General features: G+C 67.0%; 21 protein-coding genes. 10 read left to right on the top strand and 11 right to left on the bottom strand.

Annotated elements, in window-relative coordinates; translation table 11 throughout:
• Positions 1 to 2: 2 nt before the first annotated feature.
• The 3 genes from BST17_RS06575 to BST17_RS06565 all read left to right on the top strand — a co-directional run bounded on the left by BST17_RS06575 (position 3) and on the right by BST17_RS06565 (position 3,098).
• Complete coding sequence (locus BST17_RS06575; RefSeq protein WP_083056340.1) at positions 3 to 1,067, top strand: NAD(P)H-dependent amine dehydrogenase family protein; 1,065 nt, start codon at positions 3 to 5, stop codon at positions 1,065 to 1,067.
• A 162-nt stretch (positions 1,068 to 1,229) separates the two neighbouring features.
• Positions 1,230 to 2,459 carry a cytochrome P450 gene (locus BST17_RS06570; protein ID WP_083056338.1) on the top strand — a complete coding sequence of 410 codons (1,230 nt, stop codon included), beginning with the start codon at positions 1,230 to 1,232 and terminating at the stop codon, positions 2,457 to 2,459.
• An 84-nt stretch (positions 2,460 to 2,543) separates the two neighbouring features.
• Positions 2,544 to 3,098 (top strand): type 1 glutamine amidotransferase domain-containing protein, encoded by a 555-nt coding sequence (locus BST17_RS06565; protein ID WP_083056336.1) that lies wholly within the window; start codon positions 2,544 to 2,546, stop codon positions 3,096 to 3,098.
• A 21-nt stretch (positions 3,099 to 3,119) separates the two neighbouring features.
• On the opposite strand, the gene BST17_RS06560 is transcribed toward BST17_RS06565, so the two are convergent.
• Genes BST17_RS06560 through BST17_RS06535 form a run of 6 tightly spaced genes read right to left on the bottom strand, consistent with a single transcriptional unit; the run spans position 3,120 to position 8,174 of the window.
• Positions 3,120 to 3,734 carry a TenA family protein gene (locus BST17_RS06560; protein ID WP_083056334.1) on the bottom strand — a complete coding sequence of 205 codons (615 nt, stop codon included), beginning with the start codon at positions 3,732 to 3,734 and terminating at the stop codon, positions 3,120 to 3,122.
• Positions 3,731 to 4,297 (bottom strand): TenA family protein, encoded by a 567-nt coding sequence (locus BST17_RS06555; RefSeq protein ID WP_083056332.1) that lies wholly within the window; start codon positions 4,295 to 4,297, stop codon positions 3,731 to 3,733. Before BST17_RS06555 ends, BST17_RS06560 begins: the two co-directional genes overlap by 4 nt.
• A 15-nt stretch (positions 4,298 to 4,312) precedes the next feature.
• On the bottom strand, positions 4,313 to 4,774 hold the full coding sequence (locus BST17_RS06550) for a ribose-5-phosphate isomerase (protein ID WP_083056330.1): 462 nt from the start codon (positions 4,772 to 4,774) through the stop codon (positions 4,313 to 4,315).
• Positions 4,771 to 6,519, bottom strand: a complete 1,749-nt coding sequence (locus tag BST17_RS06545) for a dihydroxyacetone kinase family protein (protein WP_083056328.1) — start codon at positions 6,517 to 6,519, stop codon at positions 4,771 to 4,773. Before BST17_RS06545 ends, BST17_RS06550 begins: the two co-directional genes overlap by 4 nt.
• Before the next feature lie 14 nt (positions 6,520 to 6,533).
• Positions 6,534 to 7,304, bottom strand: coding sequence for an SDR family NAD(P)-dependent oxidoreductase (locus BST17_RS06540; protein WP_083056326.1), 771 nt, complete (start codon positions 7,302 to 7,304; stop codon positions 6,534 to 6,536).
• A gap of 9 nt (positions 7,305 to 7,313) precedes the next feature.
• Positions 7,314 to 8,174 carry a sugar phosphate isomerase/epimerase family protein gene (locus BST17_RS06535; RefSeq protein ID WP_083056324.1) on the bottom strand — a complete coding sequence of 287 codons (861 nt, stop codon included), beginning with the start codon at positions 8,172 to 8,174 and terminating at the stop codon, positions 7,314 to 7,316.
• Between the two features lie 204 nt (positions 8,175 to 8,378).
• Between BST17_RS06535 and BST17_RS06530 the strand changes: the two genes are divergently transcribed.
• Genes BST17_RS06530 through BST17_RS06510 form a run of 5 tightly spaced genes read left to right on the top strand, consistent with a single transcriptional unit; the run spans position 8,379 to position 12,830 of the window.
• The gene (locus tag BST17_RS06530) at positions 8,379 to 9,713 is read left to right on the top strand and encodes an MFS transporter (protein WP_083056594.1); all 1,335 of its coding nucleotides are present in this window, start codon (positions 8,379 to 8,381) and stop codon (positions 9,711 to 9,713) included.
• The gene (locus tag BST17_RS06525; RefSeq protein WP_083056322.1) at positions 9,713 to 10,540 is read left to right on the top strand and encodes a transketolase; all 828 of its coding nucleotides are present in this window, start codon (positions 9,713 to 9,715) and stop codon (positions 10,538 to 10,540) included. The genes BST17_RS06530 and BST17_RS06525 overlap by 1 nt, the downstream gene beginning before the upstream one ends.
• Positions 10,537 to 11,520, top strand: a complete 984-nt coding sequence (locus BST17_RS06520) for a transketolase family protein (protein ID WP_083056320.1) — start codon at positions 10,537 to 10,539, stop codon at positions 11,518 to 11,520. The genes BST17_RS06525 and BST17_RS06520 overlap by 4 nt, the downstream gene beginning before the upstream one ends.
• A 39-nt stretch (positions 11,521 to 11,559) precedes the next feature.
• Positions 11,560 to 12,219 (top strand): GntR family transcriptional regulator, encoded by a 660-nt coding sequence (locus BST17_RS06515; protein ID WP_083056592.1) that lies wholly within the window; start codon positions 11,560 to 11,562, stop codon positions 12,217 to 12,219.
• A 29-nt stretch (positions 12,220 to 12,248) separates the two neighbouring features.
• Positions 12,249 to 12,830 (top strand): TetR family transcriptional regulator, encoded by a 582-nt coding sequence (locus BST17_RS06510; RefSeq protein WP_407937736.1) that lies wholly within the window; start codon positions 12,249 to 12,251, stop codon positions 12,828 to 12,830.
• Positions 12,831 to 12,883: 53 nt separating this feature from the next.
• Here BST17_RS06510 and BST17_RS06505 read toward each other — a convergent pair whose 3' ends face one another.
• The 3 genes from BST17_RS06505 to BST17_RS06495 are packed head-to-tail and all read right to left on the bottom strand — an operon-like array spanning position 12,884 to position 14,882.
• Positions 12,884 to 13,381, bottom strand: coding sequence for an Rv2253/PknI dimerization domain-containing protein (locus BST17_RS06505; protein WP_083056316.1), 498 nt, complete (start codon positions 13,379 to 13,381; stop codon positions 12,884 to 12,886).
• Positions 13,378 to 14,661: a cytochrome P450 gene (locus BST17_RS06500; RefSeq protein WP_083056314.1), complete on the bottom strand. Its 1,284-nt coding sequence runs from the start codon at positions 14,659 to 14,661 to the stop codon at positions 13,378 to 13,380. The genes BST17_RS06505 and BST17_RS06500 overlap by 4 nt, the downstream gene beginning before the upstream one ends.
• Positions 14,658 to 14,882, bottom strand: coding sequence for a ferredoxin (locus tag BST17_RS06495; RefSeq protein WP_083056312.1), 225 nt, complete (start codon positions 14,880 to 14,882; stop codon positions 14,658 to 14,660). The genes BST17_RS06500 and BST17_RS06495 overlap by 4 nt, the downstream gene beginning before the upstream one ends.
• A 124-nt stretch (positions 14,883 to 15,006) precedes the next feature.
• On the opposite strand from BST17_RS06495, the gene BST17_RS06490 reads away from it, so the two are divergent.
• Together BST17_RS06490 and BST17_RS06485 are read left to right on the top strand one after the other, a co-directional pair.
• Entirely contained in the window at positions 15,007 to 15,585 is a 579-nt protein-coding gene (locus tag BST17_RS06490; protein WP_083056310.1) for a TetR/AcrR family transcriptional regulator, read from the top strand.
• Between the two features lie 87 nt (positions 15,586 to 15,672).
• Positions 15,673 to 16,512, top strand: a complete 840-nt coding sequence (locus BST17_RS06485) for a mycofactocin-coupled SDR family oxidoreductase (RefSeq protein WP_083056590.1) — start codon at positions 15,673 to 15,675, stop codon at positions 16,510 to 16,512.
• 10 nt (positions 16,513 to 16,522) lie between these two features.
• Here the strand turns inward: BST17_RS06485 and BST17_RS06480 are convergent, their stop codons facing one another.
• Both BST17_RS06480 and BST17_RS06475 read right to left on the bottom strand, forming a co-directional pair.
• Positions 16,523 to 18,013: an aldehyde dehydrogenase family protein gene (locus BST17_RS06480; RefSeq protein WP_083056308.1), complete on the bottom strand. Its 1,491-nt coding sequence runs from the start codon at positions 18,011 to 18,013 to the stop codon at positions 16,523 to 16,525.
• Positions 17,983 to 18,738 carry a carboxymuconolactone decarboxylase family protein gene (locus BST17_RS06475; protein WP_234807569.1) on the bottom strand — a complete coding sequence of 252 codons (756 nt, stop codon included), beginning with the start codon at positions 18,736 to 18,738 and terminating at the stop codon, positions 17,983 to 17,985. Before BST17_RS06475 ends, BST17_RS06480 begins: the two co-directional genes overlap by 31 nt.
• Positions 18,739 to 18,804: the final 66 nt, after the last annotated feature.

Below are 18,804 nucleotides of genomic sequence, written 5' to 3'. Positions count from 1 at the left end.
CCATGCCAGACAAGGTCTATCGGGTCATCCAGTGGATGACCGGTGATGTCGGTCAGGTGGGAATCCGGCATTTCGCCGCGAATCCGATCTACGAACTCGTCGGCGTTCTGGTTCACAATCCGGACAAGGTCGGCATGGACGCCGGCGACATCGCCGGTATCGGCCCGATCGGAATCACCGCCACCGACGATGCCGAAGCGATGATCGCCCTTGATGCCGATTGTGTGTTCTTCACCCCGATCATCATGGATGTCGACACCGTCTGCCGACTGCTGCGGTCCGGGAAGAACGTGGTGACCACGTCGGGCTTCTTCCATCCGTCGCCGGACTTCCGCGAGCCCGGGGAACAGATCCGGGCCGCGTGCCGGGACGGCGGAACGTCGTTCCACGGCGGTGGGATCCACCCGGGGTACGCCGGGGACATCCTGCCGCTCACCCTGGCCCGCGTGATGAGCCGGGTCGACACGATCCAGTTGTACGAAGTGGTCGACGTTCTGAAAGACGCTCCACTGGATCACATCGACTGGATGGGCTTCGGAAAGGACAGGGAAACATTCCTCGCCGAGCCCACGATTCTGGGACTCGGTCTGCCGTTCTTTGCCCAGTCGATGTACATGATCGCCGACGGTCTGGGCGCGACGATCGACGAGGTGACCGCCGCCGCCGTCGACGTTGCGACGGCGACCACCGATATTGCCCACCCCGACGGCGTCATCCCGAAGGGCACGGTCGCCGGACAGCGGCACGAGTGGACGGCCTGGGTGGGCGGCCAGCCGCTGATCGTGTTCCACGCGATCTACGTGACGGCGGGCCCCCGGCATCTCGATCCACCGTGGGACTGGGGCGAGACCCGATACGAGATCGTCATCGACGGCGACCCGCCGACCGAGTTGACCCTCAAGGGGGTCCGCCGGCCCGACGGCACCATGAAGCACCCGGGCTACGACTGGACGGCCATGGGCGCAATCAACGCCATCCCGGACATCTGCGACGCAGCACCGGGCTGGCACCATCATCTCGATCTCGGCCTCATCCGGCCGCGCGGGCTGGTGCGCCATGGCGGGTGAATCTCGGCTGCATGTACCGGAGACGGCAACGATGGAGAACATCCCGGGCCACGGAACGACTCTCCCTTTCCGGCAGTATTTCTCAGGAAACGGCACGCACCGGGGCGAGTTCGACATGTCGGTGCTCGGTCTGGCGGGGACCATACTGGCGGGTGACGTCCGATGACCGCGCCCACGACCAAACCCAGTGTTTTCGATGCCGATCTGCCGACGCTGACGTACGACCTGACCGATACCCCCCTGCAGATTTACCCACAGTTGCGCGAAGCACAGCAGCAGGCACCGATCGCGCTGGGCCCGATCGGCCCCGAGGTGTTGTCACACGACCTTGCCCGCGCCGTCCTGGGGGATCCGCGGTTCAAGATCCCGCAGGGCATCCATCTCAGCGCGCACGGCATCACCTCGGGAGAACTGTGGGATCGGGTCACCCGCAGCATCCTCAACATGGACGGCGTGGAACACCGACGCCTACGCGGCCTGGTGTCCCGGGCCTTCACTCCGCGCGCGACGGCTCGCATGGACCAGACCATCCATGAGGTCATCAACAACCTCATCGACGCAGTTATCGACACCGGGCGTTGCGAATTCGTCGAGGAGATCGCACGCCCATATCCCATCCCCGTCATCTGCGCGCTGTTCGGAGCGCCCCGCGAAGACTGGATGATGTTCTCCGGATGGGCGGAGGACATCTTCAAGATCGTCAGCTTCGACATCGATCTCGCCGCGGAGGAACCCGCGGTTCTCAGAGCGTGGGACCAGTTCGACGACTACATCGATGAGATGATCGCCCATCGGCGCACCCAGTTGACCGATGACCTGTTGTCCGAGCTCATCCGGGCCGAAAGCGACGGTGACCGTCTGGATGCCGGCGAGGTCCGCATGCTGGCATTCAGCATCTTGATCGCCGGAACAGACACCACCCGAACGCAATTGGCTGCATCGATGCAGGTCCTTTGTGACCATCCGGATCAATTGACACTGCTCGGGGAGCACCCCGAACTCGCCATGCGTGCTGTCGAAGAGACGATGCGGCACTCCCCTTCGATGTGCAGCACCGTCCGCGGGGTCACCGAGGATGTCGAGATCGGCGACTATTCCTTTCCCGCAGGCACATTCATCCTCGTTAACACCTACGCGGCCAACCGGGACCCGATGGTCTACGCCGATCCGGCACGGTTTGACATCACCCGGCAGGCTCCACCACCCATCTTGACCTTTGGCGGGGGTGCTCATTACTGCCTCGGGGCCAATCTGGCACGACGTGAGCTGTCCGAAGCTCTCAAAGTCCTGTCGCTCCGGCTACCCGGCCCGCGACTCGCCGGAAGTGCGCCGTGGCGGCCGTTGTTGGGAATGAGTGGGCCCACCCGGCTGCCGTTGGAGTTCGGTTCGTGATTCGACGGTTCGAGCCGCTGGGCCGGCGGCCTGGGCCCGCCCGGCCGGTGGTTTGGTCCGGAGGCGATCGGGAACACTGCCGAGATGAGCAACATACTGACCGGGAAAAGGGTCGCCATCCTCGCCACCGACGGCGTCGAGCGTCTCGAGCTGACCGAGCCCCGCGACGCGGTGGACAAGGCGGGTGCGGCCGTCACCCTGCTGTCGTTGCAGGACGGCGAGATCGACGCGCGAGACCATGATCTGGAACCGTCGGGAAGCTACCGGGTGGACCGTCTGGTCAAGGACGCCGCTGCCGACGAGTTCGACGGACTCGTCATCCCGGGCGGGACGGTGAACGCCGACAAGCTGCGCTCCGACGAGGATGCGGTGGCGTTCGTCCGGGCGTTCGTCGAGTCCGGCAAGCCGGTCGGCGTGATCTGCCATGGTCCTTGGACATTGGTGGAGGCCGGCGTCGCCAAGGGCCGCACGCTGACGTCCTACCCGAGTCTGCGCACCGACCTCCGTAACGCCGGGGCGACGGTGGTCGACGAAGAGGTCGTCGTGGACGGCAACCTCATCACCAGCCGGTCCCCCGATGATCTGCCCGCGTTCTGCGCGGCCGTGGTCGATGCGATCGCCAAGGGGTCCGGCGACTAGGGCGCGCTGGGCGCCCGACGGTCAGCCGCGGTACGCGGCGGTGAAGAATTCCAGCTCCAGCCGCATCGCGCGCCGGTAGGCGGCACGGACCGCCGGGGTGTCCTGGCCGTGTTGGTCGAGCAGCCGCTCCAGCAGCGTGGCCACCTCGTCGAATCCGGGATCGGCGTACGTCTGCACCCACTGTGCGTACGGCCCGGCAGCATCCGCGTCCAGCGTCGACCCGATGTGCGCGTAGAGGCGCATGCACGGGGTCATCGCCGCACAGATGACGCCGAGCCCAGCCGTCGACGCGGTCGCCAGCAGGAATTCGGTGTAGGCCAGCGTGGCCGCGGCGGGTTGCACACCGGCCATGTCGATATCCCACTGCGCGGCGTACGAGGCGTGCAGACCGAGTTCCTCGCGCACGCCGGCGAGCAGATCGGCGAAGGTCAGCAGCGAGGCGGTGTCGGGGCTGCGCACCAGCGCCGACGCATAGGCACGCGCGAACGATTCGAGGAAGAAGGCGTCCTGGGCGACATACCCCGCGAACAGGTTCCGCTCCAGCGAACCGTCCGCGATGCCCCGCACGAACGCATTGTCGAGGACCTCGGCGACGATGTCGGCGTTGGCCTCCCACAGCCGGGCGGACAGGCTCATGCCGGGTCCTGCCAGGCCATGTTCCAGAACTCGACCTCCAGTCGCAGTACCTCATCTACCAGTCCGGCGTAGCGCTGCGGCTGGGCCAGTGCAGCCAGACCGTCGACGTATCCGGCGAATTCCGGCACCGTCCAGTGCTCGATGAACTCGGCGTAGGGCGACTCCGACGACCGGGCCGACGTCCAGCCCAGCAGGTAGACCCGCTCGATCACCCACAGTCCGGTGACCGCGGCATCGAATGGCTCGGAGTCCAGGCGTCCCAACAACTCCCGGTAGGCCAGCGTGGTGGGCAGCGGGTCGGGATCCGGGGCCAGCCCGCGTTGCGCCGCGTGACCGTCGAACCAGTCCAACTCGGCGACCAGCGCCGCGCACCCGCCCGCCAACACCTCCTGGGCCGGGCGCGGGGCACGGGCCAGCAGCCGCGCCTGGAATGTCAGCAGATCGGCGACGAACAGGGCGTCCTGGGCCAGCCACCGATCGAAGGACGCGGTGGCGAGGGTGCCGTCCCGCACCGCGGCGAGAAACGGGTGGTGGGTTGCGGCGGCCCAGAGGTCATCTGACACGCCGATGAGACTAGTTCACGCGTGCTGCGGCTCGTACCCGCAGATCGCCGCGACCTTCTCGGCCGAGGCCGACGACGGATCGAACTCGTAGCCCAGCCATTCGGCGGCCAGCCGGCGCGCCAACTCGATGCCGACCACCCGCTGCCCGAAGCACAGCACCTGGGCGTTGTTGCTCAGGATGGCGCGTTCCACCGAGAAGCTGTCGTGCGCGGTCACGGCCCGCACCCCGGGCACCTTGTTCGCGGCGATCGCGACACCGAGACCGGTCCCGCAGACCAGCAGGGCGCGGTCGGCGGTACCGTCGGCGACCATCCGGGCGGCGGTCACCGCGACGTGCGGGTAGGCGGTGTGCTCGTCGGCACCGACGCCGACATCGACCACCGAGGCCACCCGCGGGTCGGCCTCCAGGTCGGCGCGCAGGACGTCCTTGTACTGCAGGCCGGCGTCATCGCAGCCGACCACAATTCGTAATGTCATTCTTGCTCCGCTTCGCTTCGCGGCGGCACGGCCGCGCCTTCGATCAGATCGGCCACTGTCTGGATGCACATGGCCAGGGATATCGCGCCGGCGTCGGGGGTGCCGACGCTGCGCTCGGCAAGGGGACGGGCCCGACCGACCTTGGGCCGCAGCTCGGCGGTGGCAGCCGCGGCCTTCTGCGCCACCTCCACCGACTCCAGCCAGGCTGTGCGCCAATCGCTTCCACGCGCCACCGCGGTCTCGACACTGTCCACGAACGGGCCCAGCGCGTCCAGCATCGTCTTGTCACCGGGCCGCGCACCGCCGAGCGTGGTCAGCGCGTCGTGTCCGGCGCGCAGGGCGGCGGCCACATCGCGATCGGCGGGTACGCCCGCGTTGCCGAGGCGGTCGCCGGCCGCCGACAGTGCGGCGCCCCACAGCACGCCCGAGGTGCCGCCGGCCTTCGCCGCCCAAGCCTCGCCGGCGGTGGCGAGGACCGCCGCGGTACCGCCGGCCTCCTGCACGGTCGCCGCCGCGGCAGCGGCCGCCGCGGTGGACCCCTTGACCATGCCGCGACCGTGGTCGCCGTCACCGGCCACGGCGTCGATCCGGCCGAGTTCGGCCTCGGCGTGGCGCATCTGCGCCGCGATCCGGGAGATACCCTGTGCCACAGCGGCCCCGACGCGACAGGAGTGCTCGTCGCCCGCGGTGATCACGGTTGCCGACGTCGCGGCGGCCGCGGTGGTGCGCCGCGGCGCCATGGCCGCGGTCACCCTGCCCTTGCGGTAGGCCGGGGTGTCGCACGGCGAGGTCCACAGCCGCTCGAGTTCGTCGTCGAGCCACATCACCGTGAGCGAGCAGCCGGCCATGTCCAGGCTGGTGACCAGTTCACCGACCTCCGGGGACACCACGGTGTGGCCCGATCCGGCGAGCCGGGCCGCCACGGTCTTCCAGACCACGAACAGCTCTTCGTATTTGGTGCGGCCCAATCCGTTGAGGATGACCGCGACACGCTCCGATGCGCCGGCCGGCTTCTCAGCGAGTACACCGGCGACCAACAGCTCGGCCAGTTCGGTCGCGGTCGGCATCGCGTGGCTGGAGACCCCCGGCTCACCGTGGATTCCGAGGCCGAGATCCATCTGCCCGGCCTGCACGGTGAACAAGGGCTGGGGTGCGCCGGGCAGCGTGCACCCGTCGAACGCGACACCCAGCGTGCGGGTGGCGGCATTGGCCTTGGCGGCAGTCCGCTCGACAGTATCGAGGTCTGCACCTTCTTCGGCGGCCGCACCGGCGCAGCGGAACACGGTGAAGTCGCCGGCGATTCCCCGGCGTTTGGTGATGTCTTCGGCTGCGGCACTGGCGATGTCATCGGTCACGACGAGAAAACGCGCGTCGATGCCTTCGGACTGCAGTTGGGAAACCGCCAACCCGAAGTTCATCACGTCACCGGCGTAGTTGCCGGTCAGGAACAGCACCCCGGCGTCACCGTGCGCAGCCCGGGCGACCGAGGCGGCCTCCTGCGCCGAGGGCGAGGTGAAGATGTTGCCCACCACCGCACCGTCGGCGAAGCCGTGGCCCACCACGCCGCAGAATGCCGGATAGTGCCCTGACCCGCCGCCCACGACAACCGCTACCTTGCCGGGCGGGGTCGCGGTGGCCCGTACGACGCCGCCGGGCACACCGCTGACATGGTGCGCATTCGCATCGAGAAATCCGGCGAGCATGTCCTCGGTGAAGGTGGCCGGGTCGTTGAACAGTCGAGTCATGGCGCTTACCTCATCTAGTGAATGTGGCTGCCGCCGTTGATGTCAACGGTGGTCCCGGTCAGGTAGCTGGCGTCCTTGCTGGACAGGAAGGTGATCACGGCGGCGACCTCCTCGGTGGTGGCGGTGCGCCCGACCGGGATGTCGGCGGCCAGCTTGGCCTCCTGCTCATCGGTTGAGCCGACGCGGATGTTGGTGTCGACCGCACCGGGGGTGACGGCATTGACGGTGACGCCGGTGTCGGCGATCTCGCGGGCCAACGACTTGGTGAAGCCCAGGATGGCGGCCTTGGCCGACGAGTAAGGGACCTTGCCGAAGACGCCACCGCCGCGCTGCGCGCTGACCGAGGACATGTTGACGATGCGGCCCCAGCCCTGCTCGATCATGGCGGGCAGGAACGCCTTGGTGACCAGGTAGGTGCCGGTGGCGTTGACGGCCATCACCTTGTTCCACAGGTCGAGGTCGGTCTCCAGGAACGGCACCGGCGAAGTGATGCCGGCGATATTGGCCAGCGCACCGACCGGGGGCAGGTTGCCCGCGGTGACCTCGGCGGCGACAGCGGCATACGCGGCGTTCACCGATTCGTCCGAGGTGACATCCACCGCGTGACCGAAAGCCGGCACGGCGTACTGGTTTCCGACCTCGGCGGCGATCTTGGCGCTCTTCTCCCCGTCGAGGTCGAGGATCACCACGGCCCAGCCTTCCCGGGCGTAGCGCTCGGCAACGGCGATGCCGATGCCCTTCGGGGAGGTGGCGCCGGTAACCACGGCTGTTTTCTGGGCGGACATTGTGACTCCTCAGATCAGATCGGTGATCAACAGCCCGGCGGCGGTGGTTGCCGCGGGCCGCTCATCGTGGGTGACATCGCGGGTTTCGAGTTCCAGCGAGAAGTGGCCGGTGTAACCGGCATCGGCGAGCGCCTTGAGGCTGCGGCCGAAGTCGACCACGCCGTTGCCCACCGAGAGATTGATGTTCCCGGGCACCGCGTCACGGATGTGGACGTGTGCGATGCGCGGTCCGAAGCGGTCGATGAACTCGACCGGGTCCCCGCCGGAGGCGACGACATGGCTGAAATCCAGCACGATGCCGACCCGTCCGTCGAGACGGTCGGTCAGCGCCTGGGCACGTTCGAGGTTGAAGCACAGCCGGTGGTAGTGCAGGGACTCCGTCCACAACGCCACCCCGCGCCGTTCGGCGGCGGACGCCGCAGTCAGCAGCTCGGCGGCCACCCGGTCCAGGTCGGCCGGCAGTGACTCGATCGGCTGGTGGTCGAGCGCCCCGCAGGGCAGCACGAGCGCTCGGGCACCGGTCGCGGCCGCGAGTTCGACGAGCATCTCGGTGTGCCGGTCGCGGCCGTCGTGGTCATCAGGTCCAGACCCTCCCCCGTCGCTTCGCTCGACCCGACGATGGGCGTTCAGGTCACCGATATCACCGTTGATCGACCGGACCGTGAGCCCGGATGCGGCAACCGTGCGGGCCACCTCGTCCACCGCTACCTCGTCGAGCACGTAGGGCACGTGGTCGCAGACGCCGGGTAGGGCACCGAGATCGATCTCGGTGAAGCCCAGGCCGGCAATGGTCGTCAAGGCCCGCGCCAGGTTCTGGTGCCTGAAGCTGATCGTCGAGCAGCCCAGCCTGCTGCTGAATGGGCCGGTCATGTCCCCTCCGAACGTTGTGATGCCCGGCACACTATCTGAGTCGACTGTTAACAGCCAACGGGCAACATTAACTTGTTGTTGACTGTTGACAGCTTGCTGTGGGCGTGGTCACACTGAGGGCGTTGCGGCACTGTCAACCGTTGACAGTGACCGGATTCATCGGTCGGAACTCCAGCTGGAACTGGATTTGAAAGGATGTCCACCATGAGCGACGACGCTCTGAAGATGCGGGGCCCGGTCAACGGGACGCCGGAGGCCAAGCGGGTTGCCGTCGGCTCCGGAGTCGGTGCCGTCATCGAGACCTATGACTTCATCGGATTCGGTACCGCTGCGGCGCTGTACTTCGGCACCGCGTTCTTCCCGAACTCCAGCCCGGTCGCCGGCACGCTGGCCGCCTTCGCCACCCTCGGTGTCGGCTTCGCCGCCCGCCCGATCGGCGGCATCATCGGCGGACACCTCGGTGACAAGGTGGGCCGCAAGCCGGTGCTGGTCGCCTCCCTGATCATCATGGGTCTGGCCACCTTCGCCATCGGTCTGCTGCCGACCTATGCCGCGGTCGGCGTGCTGGCGCCGGTCCTGCTCGTGACCGTACGCATCATCCAGGGCCTGGCCTTCGGCGCCGAATGGGGTGGGGCCATCCTGATGAGCTACGAGCACGCCCCCTGGAAACAGAAGGGCCGCTACACCGGCATCGTCCAGGCCGGCTTCCCGGTCGGCCTGCTGCTGGCCAACCTGACCTTCCTGGTCAGCGTCCACCTACCCGGCGACTGGGCCTGGCGGGTGCCGTTCCTGGCCAGCCTGATCCTGGTGATCGTCGGCCTGATCATCCGCGCGAAGGTCCCCGAGTCCCCGGTGTTCACCGACGTCAAGGATTCCGGCAAGATCGTCAAGTCCCCCATCGTCGAGGTGGTCAAGAAGGACTGGCGAAACATCGTGCGCGGCATCGGCCTTCGCGTCGCCGAGACGGCGGGCTATGCCGTCGCGATCACCTACATGATCAGCTACCTGAAGAACTCCGGTCTGGCCACCGCCAGCCAGACGCTGACCGCGCTGTGCGTCGCCTCGTTCCTGGGCATCTTCGCCACCTTCGGCTGGGCCGCGCTCACCGACAAGGTCGGTCGCCGCCCGGTCTATCTGGGCGTGTGCGCCTTCGGCATTCCGTTCGGGGTGCTGATGTTCGCCATGGTGAACACCGGGCTGATGTTGCTGATCGTGGTGACCTTCGTGCTCGCCTACACCGTGTGCCAGAACGCGTTGGCCGGCGCCCAGGGCGCCTGGTTCCCCGAATTGTTCACCGCGGCGACCCGTACCTCGGGAGCCTCACTGGCCTACCAGATCTCGGCGATGGTATCCGGCTTCACCCCGTTCATCACCACCCTGCTCTTCGAGGGGTTCGGTTGGATGGGCCCGGCGCTGCTGTTCTCCTGCTATGCCGCGATCGGTCTGTGGGCCGCACTGCTCACCCGCGAGACCTGGGGGCCTGCCGAGCGCAAGGCCGCCGACGACGCGGTCGCCAACCACCACGAGCTGGTCCGCTGATGCGCACCGAACGGGTACGCCAGGCCGCCTACCGGATGCGCCACCATGCGCTGAACATGGGCGAGGCACAGGGCCAGGGCTATGTCGGGCAGGCACTGGGTGCCGCCGACATGCTCGCCGCGGTGTACGTCGATCAACTGAAGTACCGTGCCGAGGACCCGCACTGGACCGGTCGTGACCGCTTCCTGCTCTCGACCGGGCACTACGCGATCGGGCTGTATGCCGCGCTGGCCGAGGCCGGCATCATCAGCGTCGAGGAGTTGGAAACCTACGGCTCCGACGAATCCCGCCTGCCGATGTCCGGAATGGCGAGCTACACACCGGGAATGGAGATCTCCGGTGGGTCGCTGGGGCACGGGCTGACCGTCGCGGTCGGGATGGCGCTGGGCCTGCGTCACCAGGGCAACCCGGCGCGGGTGATCAACTTCCTCTCCGACGGCGAGCTCGACGAGGGGTCGACCTGGGAGGCCGCGATGGGCGCTTCCCACCACGGCCTGGGCAATCTGATCGCCATGGTCGACATCAACGCGCTACAGGCCGACGGCCCGACCGTCGGGGTGCTGCGCACCGAGCCGGTGGCCGACAAATGGTCAGCCTGCGGATGGCAGGTGGCACGGGTGGACGGTAACGACGTCGACGCCCTGCTGGCCGCATTCGACGCCGTCAGCACCGACCGACCGTCGGTCATCCTGTGCGACACCAGGATCGGCCGTGGGGTGCCGCTGCTGGAGAACCGGGAGAAGGCGCATTTCATGCGCATCGACGCCGACGAATGGCAGATCTGCCGCGAACAGTTGACCGCAGGTTTTGAAGGAGTACCAGCATGAGCGCGCCGGCCAAGTTGAAGACCTCGGCGATGATCGCGTCGTTCGCCGATCCCGGCCAGAAGACCAGCCCGGCGCCCTTCGGGCACGCGCTGGTCAAGGCGGCCCGGGAGAACGACCGCATCGTCGGGCTCACCGCGGATCTGGGCAAATACACCGATATGCACATCTTTGCAAAAGAGTTCCCGGACAGGTTCTTTCAGATGGGCATGGCCGAACAACTGCTGTTCGGCGCGGCGGCGGGAATGGCCGAGACCGGCCTGGTCCCGTTCGCGTCCACCTACTCGGTGTTCGCGGCCCGCCGGGCATATGACTTCATCTGCCTGGACATCGCCGAGCCCAACCTCAATGTCAACGTGGTCGGCGGGCTGCCCGGGTTGACCACCGGCTACGGCCCGTCGCACCAGGCGACCGAGGACATCGCGATCTTCCGCGGTATGCCCAACCTGACGATCGTGGACCCGTGCGATTCGGTGGACATCGAGCAGGCCGTACCCCAGCTCGCGGAGCACCCGGGCCCGACCTACCTGCGCCTGCTGCGCGGCAACGTCCCGACCGTGCTGGACGAGTACGACTACCGCTTCGAGCTCGGCAGGGCCGCAGTGCTGCGCGGGGGCGCCGATGTCGTGCTGATCTCGTCCGGCCTGATGACCATGCGCGCGCTGCAGGCTGCCGAGCAGCTGGCCGCACACAACGTCGACGTGGCCGTCGTGCACACCCCGACCATCAAACCGTTCGACGCCGAAACGGTTCTGGCCCAGGTGGATACGGACCGCTTGGTGCTGACCTGTGAAAACCACACCGTGGTCGGCGGATTGTTCGAGACCGTCGCGTCGGCAGCAGTGCAGCGTGGGGTGGCCAAACAGATCACCCCGGTGGCCCTGCCCGATGAGTTCCTGGCCGCCGGCGCCCTGCCGACCCTGCACGACCGGTACGGCCTGGCCACTGCGCGCCTGGTCGCCACCGTGCTGGAACGTCTGTAGGGTGTTGACAACTGAATGTTGACAGTCAAGGAGCGCGGCATGACCGTGGATTCCACCTCGTTGCTGCGGTTGGAGAAGACGAGCCTGCGTGAGCAGGCGCTGACCGCGCTGCGCCGGGCGATCACCACGGGTCAGCTGACGCCGGGCACCCACCTGGTGGAGACGGACCTGTCCGATGCGCTGCAGATCAGCCGCGGCACCCTGCGCGAGGCCATGCGCCAACTCCAGCAGGAGGGGCTCATCTCCGCGGGGGCCCGCGGGCGGTTGTCGGTGCGCCACCTCGACGCCAAGGAGATCCGCGACATCTTCAACGTGCGTGCCGCGCTCGAATCGCTGGCCGCGCGCGAACTCGCGTCGCGGACCGAGCGGGCCGACATCGTGGCCACGCTGCGCGGTGCCGTCGACGACATGGATCGGTGGGCCGAGGCCAATCTGGAAGACCGCATCGAGGCCGACCTCCGGTTCCACCGCACCATGTGCCGGCTCACCGGCAACGAGACGCTGGTACACCAGTGGACCTCGCTGGAGGGCAGCATCCGGATGTCGATCATGTTCGCCGGTGTCGACCGGGCGATCCGTAACATGAATGCCAAGCGGCATTACGACATCGTGGATGCCATCGAATCTGGCGACGGCGACAGCGCCGCGGCCACCGTGACCGAGCACATGGCCGGAGCAGCGCACACGTTGGTGGGCTGATCTGCAGGTAGATGGGGGACACTGGCGCAGTGTCGAAATCGGGGGATGCAGAAGGCTTGCGGGCACGTAAGAAGCTCAAGACCCGGCTGGCCATCCGCACCGCGGCCTTCTCGCTGTTCGCCGACAACGGCTATGACGCCACCACCGTCGAACAGATCGCCGCCGCGGCCGACATCTCCCCGCGCACGTTCTACCGCTATTACACCGGCAAAGAAGCGGTGCTTCTCAACGACGGTCAGATCGAACCCATCGTCGAGGCGTTCGCCACGGCACCGGCCGATCTGCCCGTCGTCGCCGCCTATCGCCATGCCGTCGCCGAGGTGTTCGGCGCGATGTCGGAGCAGGACCGCGCCGATTTCGAGACCGGTCAGCGGCTGACCTTCCAGATCCCGGAGGCGCGGGGCCTGCTCTACGGCGAGTACGTCCGGTTGATCGACCTGATCGCCGAGGCGCTCACGCATCGCCCGGACGCGCCGGAGGATGCGCCGGGGCGACGGGTGCTCGCGGGGGCGATCGTCGGGGTGCTGATCTCGGCGGCGCACAACACCGTGATGCCCGATGATTCACTCACCGCCGCGCTGACCCTGCTGGAACAACGGCTGGCCGGCTGAGTCACTGCGACAGCACGTCGTGGACCACGCCGCCCGCAACGGCGGTGGTGGCGTCAGGATGCACGGCTCAGACGGAACGGCATCTCGATGACGGTCGGGTCGCTATCCCCGCACGACCCACCTGCCGTCGTGGTCCGGTCGATGCCCGTGAAGACATCCGAGCCTGGCTCCAGCTGACCGCTGGCCACGTCGATCGGATAGAACTGGAACAGCTGCCGTCCGGCCGCGGTGCCGCCGCCGGCGCAGTGCTGCCAGTCGGGAATCTCCCGGCGGACGTACCACAGCCCATCTGTGGTCGAGATCTCTGCGGTCCAACCCTGGTCGCTGCTGACCGTGCCCTCGCAGGTCTGGTATTTGGTGCAGGTGGTGCTGATCGTCCAGGTGCTGACCACGGTCTGTTCATCCATGTAGACGTTGTTGGTGCGCGCCCAATCACCGTTGGACACTGCGTCGAACACGCCGTTGACCGCGCCCAGCCGGTCGGCATGCGCCACCGAAACGCCGAAACCAGCCCAGGCCAGTAGAACCGCCGCGACGATGCGTGCGATCAACCGGCGGCCGCGGTGAACTCGATGTGCAACTCGGTGAGACCGCGCAGCAGGAAGGTCGGCTCGTAGACGTAGTTCCGCGCGCCTGCCGCGCCGTGCTTGCTCTCGTCGATTCTGATGTCGGACATCCGGTCCAGCAGCCTGCGGACGGTGATCTGCCCTTCGACCCGGGCCAGTGGCGCACCCGCGCAGGTGTGGATTCCGCGCCCGAAGGCGATGTGCTCACGGACGTTCTTACGGTCCGGCCGGAACTCGTGCGGATCGTCGAACTTGCGCGGATCGCGGTTGGCCGCGCCCAGACACAGCATCACGATGGTGCCCGCCGGCAGCGCCACCCCACCCAGGGTCGTGCTCTTGCGAACGAGTCGGAAGTCGACCTTGGTGGGAGAGTGCATCCGCACCGCTTCCTCGATGAACGTCGGGATGCGGCTCGGATCCTCGCGCAGTGCCTGTTGGAACTCCGGCCGGTCTCCGAGTGTCTGCACGGCGGCGGTCAACAGCTTGGTGACGGTCTCCTGCCCCGCGGCGAACAGGAAGGTCGCCGGCTTGACCAGTTCGATCAGTTCGGGTGTCGATCCGTCCGGATACAGCGCGGCTGCAATCCCGCTGAGCACATCCTCGCGCGGGTCGCGTCGACGTTCGGCGAGGTATCCGAGGAACTTGTCGTCGAGGTACTGCAGGGGATCGAGCCCCACGGGTTCACCGTCGAGCGCGCCCACCCTGTTGCCGTCGGGTCTTTCGGCGCCCAGCGCGGCCAGGAACTCGGGCCGGTCGCCCTCCGGTACACCGAGCAGGTCGATGATCGCCGACGTCGCAAATGGCTTGGCGTACTCGGACAGGAATTCACAGCGCCCGCTGTCGATGAACTGGTCGATCTGGCTGTCCACCAGGCGCCACATGTAGTCTTCGTTCTCTTTGAGGCGGCGGGGCGTGAGCAGCTTGCTCAACAGGGAACGCGCCTTCTCGTGCGCGGGCGGGTCCATCACCACCATGTGCTCGTGGATGGGGAAGAGGTGCCGATGCTCCTCGATCTGGGCACTGATGTCGTCACCTTCCGGGGTGAACGGCAGAGGCGGGAACGGCCCACCGATCGCATTCACCGCGGAGAACGAGTCGTGGTCCTTGAACGCGGCCATGACCTCCTGGTAGCCGGTGACGGCCACCACGCCGTAGTGCGGCTCCCTGGTCACCGGTCCCAACTCGCGCATCCGATCCCAGTATTCATACGGCGACTGGCTGATGATCTGGTCGGAAAAGAAGTCCGCTTCGGCGAGATCGGTCATGGCTGAGTCCTTTCGAGTTCCTCTTCGCAGACGCTGATCGCCCCGCGCGGGCAGGCGTCGATGGCCGCACGGACGGCGGGCCACATGTCCGGACCCGGTTGCCTGGTGCATGACGCGACGTCGTCGTCGCCGACATCGAAGACCTCGGGCGCCGTGTCGAGACACAACGCGTGCCCTTCGCACAGCTTCGGGTCGACGGCGACCATCCGTCGCAGGGACATCCCGCACCTCCATCCGGGCCGATTCTGACACAAAACTGATCGATCGACCAGACTGTTAGAATGCCGCATGCTTATCACGGGCCGTCCGCGGCGGTCAACCGGCCAGCGGCTCGGAGGTCGTTGAGTGGCCGCGTCCACCAGGCCGCGCTCAGCAGACCCCGGCGCGCGGGAACGGTTGATCGCGGCCACCGCCAAACTGATGCGCGAGGACGGGTACGCCGCGGCCACATCCCGGCGGGTGGCCGCCGAGGCCGGCGTCAAACAGGCGCTGGTCTACTACTACTTCCCCACCATGGACGACCTGTTCGTGGAGGTGCTGCGCAGTGGCGCCGATGCCTCGCTGGCCAGCATGCGCGCCGCCCTCACCGACGACGATCCGCTGCGTGCTTTATGGGCTGTGAACAGCGATAACAGCTTGAGCATCCTGAGCACCGAGTTCATGGCGCTGGCCAACCACCGCAAGGTCATCCGCGCCGAACTGCGCGCCTACGCCGAACGGGTCCGCGATATCGAGACCGCCGCCGTCGCCGTCGCACTGCGCGCCCGCGGCGTCGACATGGATAAGTACCCGCCAGTGGCGGTGTCCATGCTGATCGCCCAGATAGCCCGCAGCCTCTGCAACGAGGAGGCCGTCGGAGTGACGCTCGGCCACGACGAGCTGCGCCGTCTCATCGAGGCCCAGCTGGACACGCTCGCGAAATAGGCCCAAGGGTTGACACCCGGGTCGTTTCGGGCCTAGCTTCCTGATCGATCGATCAGTACACAGCGGGCAATCAGAATGAGGTGGATCGTGACAGGACGGGTAGCAGGCAAGGTCGCCTTCGTCACCGGCGCGGCGCGCGGACAGGGCCGCAGTCACGCGGTGCGGCTGGCCGAGGAAGGCGCCGACATCATCGCGGTCGACATCTGCGGACCGATCACACCGGACGCCCAGATCGCGCCATCCTCCCCGGATGACCTGGCGGAGACGGCGGATCTGGTCAAGGGACTCAACCGGCGGATCGTCACCGCCGAGGTCGACGTCCGCGACTTCGACGCGCTGACGGCGGCGGTGGACAGCGGAGTCGAGCAGCTGGGTCGGTTGGACATCATCGTTGCCAATGCCGGCATCGGCAACGGCGGGCAGACATTGGACAAGACGGCCCAGCACGACTGGGACGACATGATCGGCATCAACCTGTCCGGCGTCTGGAAGACAGTCAAAGCAGCTGTCCCCCATCTCATTTCTGGTGGGCAGGGCGGATCCATCGTATTGACCAGCTCGGTCGGCGGGCTCAAGGCCTATCCGAACACCGGACACTACATCGCGGCCAAGCACGGTGTGATCGGATTGATGCGAACCTTCGCGGTCGAACTCGGCCAGCACTTCATCCGGGTCAACGCGGTGTGCCCGACCAACGTCAACACCCCCATGTTCATGAACGAGGGCACCATGCACCTGTTCCGGCCCGACCTGGAGAACCCGGGCCCCGAGGATATGAAGGTGGTCGCACAGATGATGCACGTGCTGCCGATCGGCTGGGTCGAACCCGTCGACATCAGCAACGCCGTGCTGTTCCTCGCCTCCGACGAATCGCGCTACATCACAGGACTTCCCGTCACCGTCGACGCAGGAAGCATGCTCAAGTAGCGGCCTGCCCTCAGCTCATCCCGATACGAATGTTCTTAACCTGTTGAAACTCCCGGAGGCCCTCCAGGCCCCCGGTGCGCCCGGATCCGCTCTGCTTGTAACCGCCGTACGGGCCCTGCGGTGAGATCCGGCTGCCCTGATTGACCCACACCGATCCGGACTGCAGCTGCCGCGCAACCGAATGCGCGCGCACGAGATCCCTGGTGTGGATGAAGGCATTCAGCCCATACGGTGTGTCGTTGGCGATGCGCACCGCCTCATGATCATCGGTGAAGCGGATCAGCGATACCACCGGCCCGAAGGTCTCGTTCTGCGCGAGTGCGGACCGGTTGTCCACATCGCCGAGCACCGTCGGCTCGACGAAATAGCCTTGTGCCAGTGCTCCTTCGGTGATTCGTCCGCCACCGGTGAGCAGACGGCCACTTCGCCGGTCGACGGCATCGCCGATGACGCCGAGGATCCGCACCAGGGCAGCCTCGGAGATCACCGGGCCGAAACCGGTGGTCGGGTCCAGCGGGTCGCCCACCCGCGCCGACGAGATCACGGCCAGGAACCGCTCGACGAAGGCGTCGTACACGGCATCGTGCACAAGGATCCGGCTGGCGCAGGCGCAACTCTGGCCGGCCTGCATCAGCGGACCCTGATGGGCCGACCGGGCAGCGGCGGTGTCGAGGTCGGCATCGTCGAAGATGATGTTGGCCGATTTGCCACCCAGTTCGGTGACCACCGGAGTCAGGTTGTCCGCCGCGGCCCGCAGGATGTGACGCGCGGTGTCTCCGCCGCCGGTGAAGTGGATCTTGCCGATGCCCGGATGCCGCACCAGGGCATCCCCGCCGTCGGCGGTGGCCGGCAGGATGTTGACCAGACCCGGAGGCAGCCCCGCTTCCAGACAGAGCTCACCGAACCGCAGCGCAGCCAACGGCGCGAGCTCGGAGGGTTTGAACAGCACAGCGTTTCCGGCGGCCAAGGCAGGTGCGACGCATGCCGCGGCCACGACGAGCGATCCGTTCCACGGGGCGATGACCCCGACCACCCCGTAGGGTTCCCGCTCGATGAAATTGAGATCGGTACTGCCACTGACCGGAGTACTCGACCCGTGCGGCTTGTCGACATACCCGGCGAAATGCCGGAGGAACTGGTCCAGCATGACGGCATTGCCGGCATACGAGATCGGCACGCCGTAGTCGCGGGTGTTGAGTTCGGCCAATTCACCCAGATGCACCCGCACCACGTCGGCCAGGTCGATGAGCTTGTCGCGACGTTGATCGACCGTCAGCCCGAACCATTCCCGCTGCGCCTCCACCGCCACCGACACAGACAGGTCCACCTCGGTGGCACCGGCCAGGGCAACCGTGGCGTTCGACTCACCGGTGCCCGGAAAGACGTGCCGATGCAGACCCGCTGACGTGACGGCGGGCCGGTCGGTACCGATGAGCAGGCCAATGGGATCGAGACCGACATCGGCCGTCGTCACCGGTTCGACGCTCCGTCCTGCGCCCATTCTTCGGTCACCCGCTCCTTCTGCTCGGCGATCACCTGGTTGAGGTGCGACCCCTTCGGCCACCCGTAGTGCGCCGCGAAATGCAATGCCAGCTCGTCCATTTCGGCAAAGGAGATGTCGCGGCTCTTCAGCGCGGCATAGACATGGCTGAGAATCGGATACGGAGAGTCCTGGAAGGCGACACAGGCCACCGTGATCAAGCGTCGTTCCTTCATGCCGAGCCCCGGCCGCAACCACATCTCACCGAAGACGAAGTTGAGGATGCCGGCTCCTTGGAACGGGTTGTCCCGCTGCGGGGCGTACGGCAGGCAGTTGATGTCCCGGAACGACTGCTCGCCGACAGCGAGCCGCGCCTCGGGATCACTGGGCGTGCTCAGCGGCAGCAGCGGCACCGGCGGCGGCACCGGAAGATCCTTCTCACGGTGGATGCGCTCCCACTGCTCGTCGACCACCATGTTGAACCGCGAGGCCTTCGGCCAACCGGCATACACCGCGAAATGAAGGACTGTTTCCTGCATCTCGACGATACTGAGGTCTCCGCTGTTGAGCGCGGCATACACATGGTCACGCATCGGCCCCTCGGAGTCCGCCGCCGCAACACACGGCAGGGTGACGAACCTGCGCTCCCGACGGGTCAGACCGGGCCGCTGCCAGACCTCGGCGAAGACGAAATCGAGCAGATGCTGCGTGGCCGGAGTCGAGTCGGCCGGAGCCGGCACCGTCATGATGTCGGCGTATGCCCGTCTGCCGCGCTCGAGCCGATCAGAAGCCAATACGGTCACGTCATGTCC

The organism is Mycolicibacterium bacteremicum, assembly GCF_002086115.1.
Lineage (GTDB): Bacteria > Actinomycetota > Actinomycetes > Mycobacteriales > Mycobacteriaceae > Mycobacterium > Mycobacterium bacteremicum.
Note: the sequence above shows the minus strand (reverse complement) of the source record. Positions and strands in the feature narration are given on the sequence as shown.

Bases quoted from the DNA above. Each gene is read 5' to 3' on its own strand.
- BST17_RS06575 (WP_083056340.1), top strand. From the start codon at position 3: ATGCCAGACAAGGTCTATCGGGTCATCCAGTGGATGACCGGTGATGTC.
- BST17_RS06570 (WP_083056338.1), top strand. From the start codon at position 1,230: ATGACCGCGCCCACGACCAAACCCAGTGTTTTCGATGCCGATCTGCCG.
- BST17_RS06565 (WP_083056336.1), top strand. From the start codon at position 2,544: ATGAGCAACATACTGACCGGGAAAAGGGTCGCCATCCTCGCCACCGAC.
- BST17_RS06560 (WP_083056334.1), bottom strand. From the start codon at position 3,734: ATGAGCCTGTCCGCCCGGCTGTGGGAGGCCAACGCCGACATCGTCGCC.
- BST17_RS06550 (WP_083056330.1), bottom strand. From the start codon at position 4,774: ATGACATTACGAATTGTGGTCGGCTGCGATGACGCCGGCCTGCAGTAC.
- BST17_RS06545 (WP_083056328.1), bottom strand. From the start codon at position 6,519: ATGACTCGACTGTTCAACGACCCGGCCACCTTCACCGAGGACATGCTC.
- BST17_RS06540 (WP_083056326.1), bottom strand. From the start codon at position 7,304: ATGTCCGCCCAGAAAACAGCCGTGGTTACCGGCGCCACCTCCCCGAAG.
- BST17_RS06535 (WP_083056324.1), bottom strand. From the start codon at position 8,174: ATGACCGGCCCATTCAGCAGCAGGCTGGGCTGCTCGACGATCAGCTTC.
- BST17_RS06530 (WP_083056594.1), top strand. From the start codon at position 8,379: ATGAGCGACGACGCTCTGAAGATGCGGGGCCCGGTCAACGGGACGCCG.
- BST17_RS06525 (WP_083056322.1), top strand. From the start codon at position 9,713: ATGCGCACCGAACGGGTACGCCAGGCCGCCTACCGGATGCGCCACCAT.
- BST17_RS06520 (WP_083056320.1), top strand. From the start codon at position 10,537: ATGAGCGCGCCGGCCAAGTTGAAGACCTCGGCGATGATCGCGTCGTTC.
- BST17_RS06515 (WP_083056592.1), top strand. From the start codon at position 11,560: ATGACCGTGGATTCCACCTCGTTGCTGCGGTTGGAGAAGACGAGCCTG.
- BST17_RS06500 (WP_083056314.1), bottom strand. From the start codon at position 14,661: ATGACCGATCTCGCCGAAGCGGACTTCTTTTCCGACCAGATCATCAGC.
- BST17_RS06495 (WP_083056312.1), bottom strand. From the start codon at position 14,882: ATGTCCCTGCGACGGATGGTCGCCGTCGACCCGAAGCTGTGCGAAGGG.
- BST17_RS06480 (WP_083056308.1), bottom strand. From the start codon at position 18,013: ATGGGCGCAGGACGGAGCGTCGAACCGGTGACGACGGCCGATGTCGGT.
- BST17_RS06475 (WP_234807569.1), bottom strand. From the start codon at position 18,738: ATGACGGTGCCGGCTCCGGCCGACTCGACTCCGGCCACGCAGCATCTG.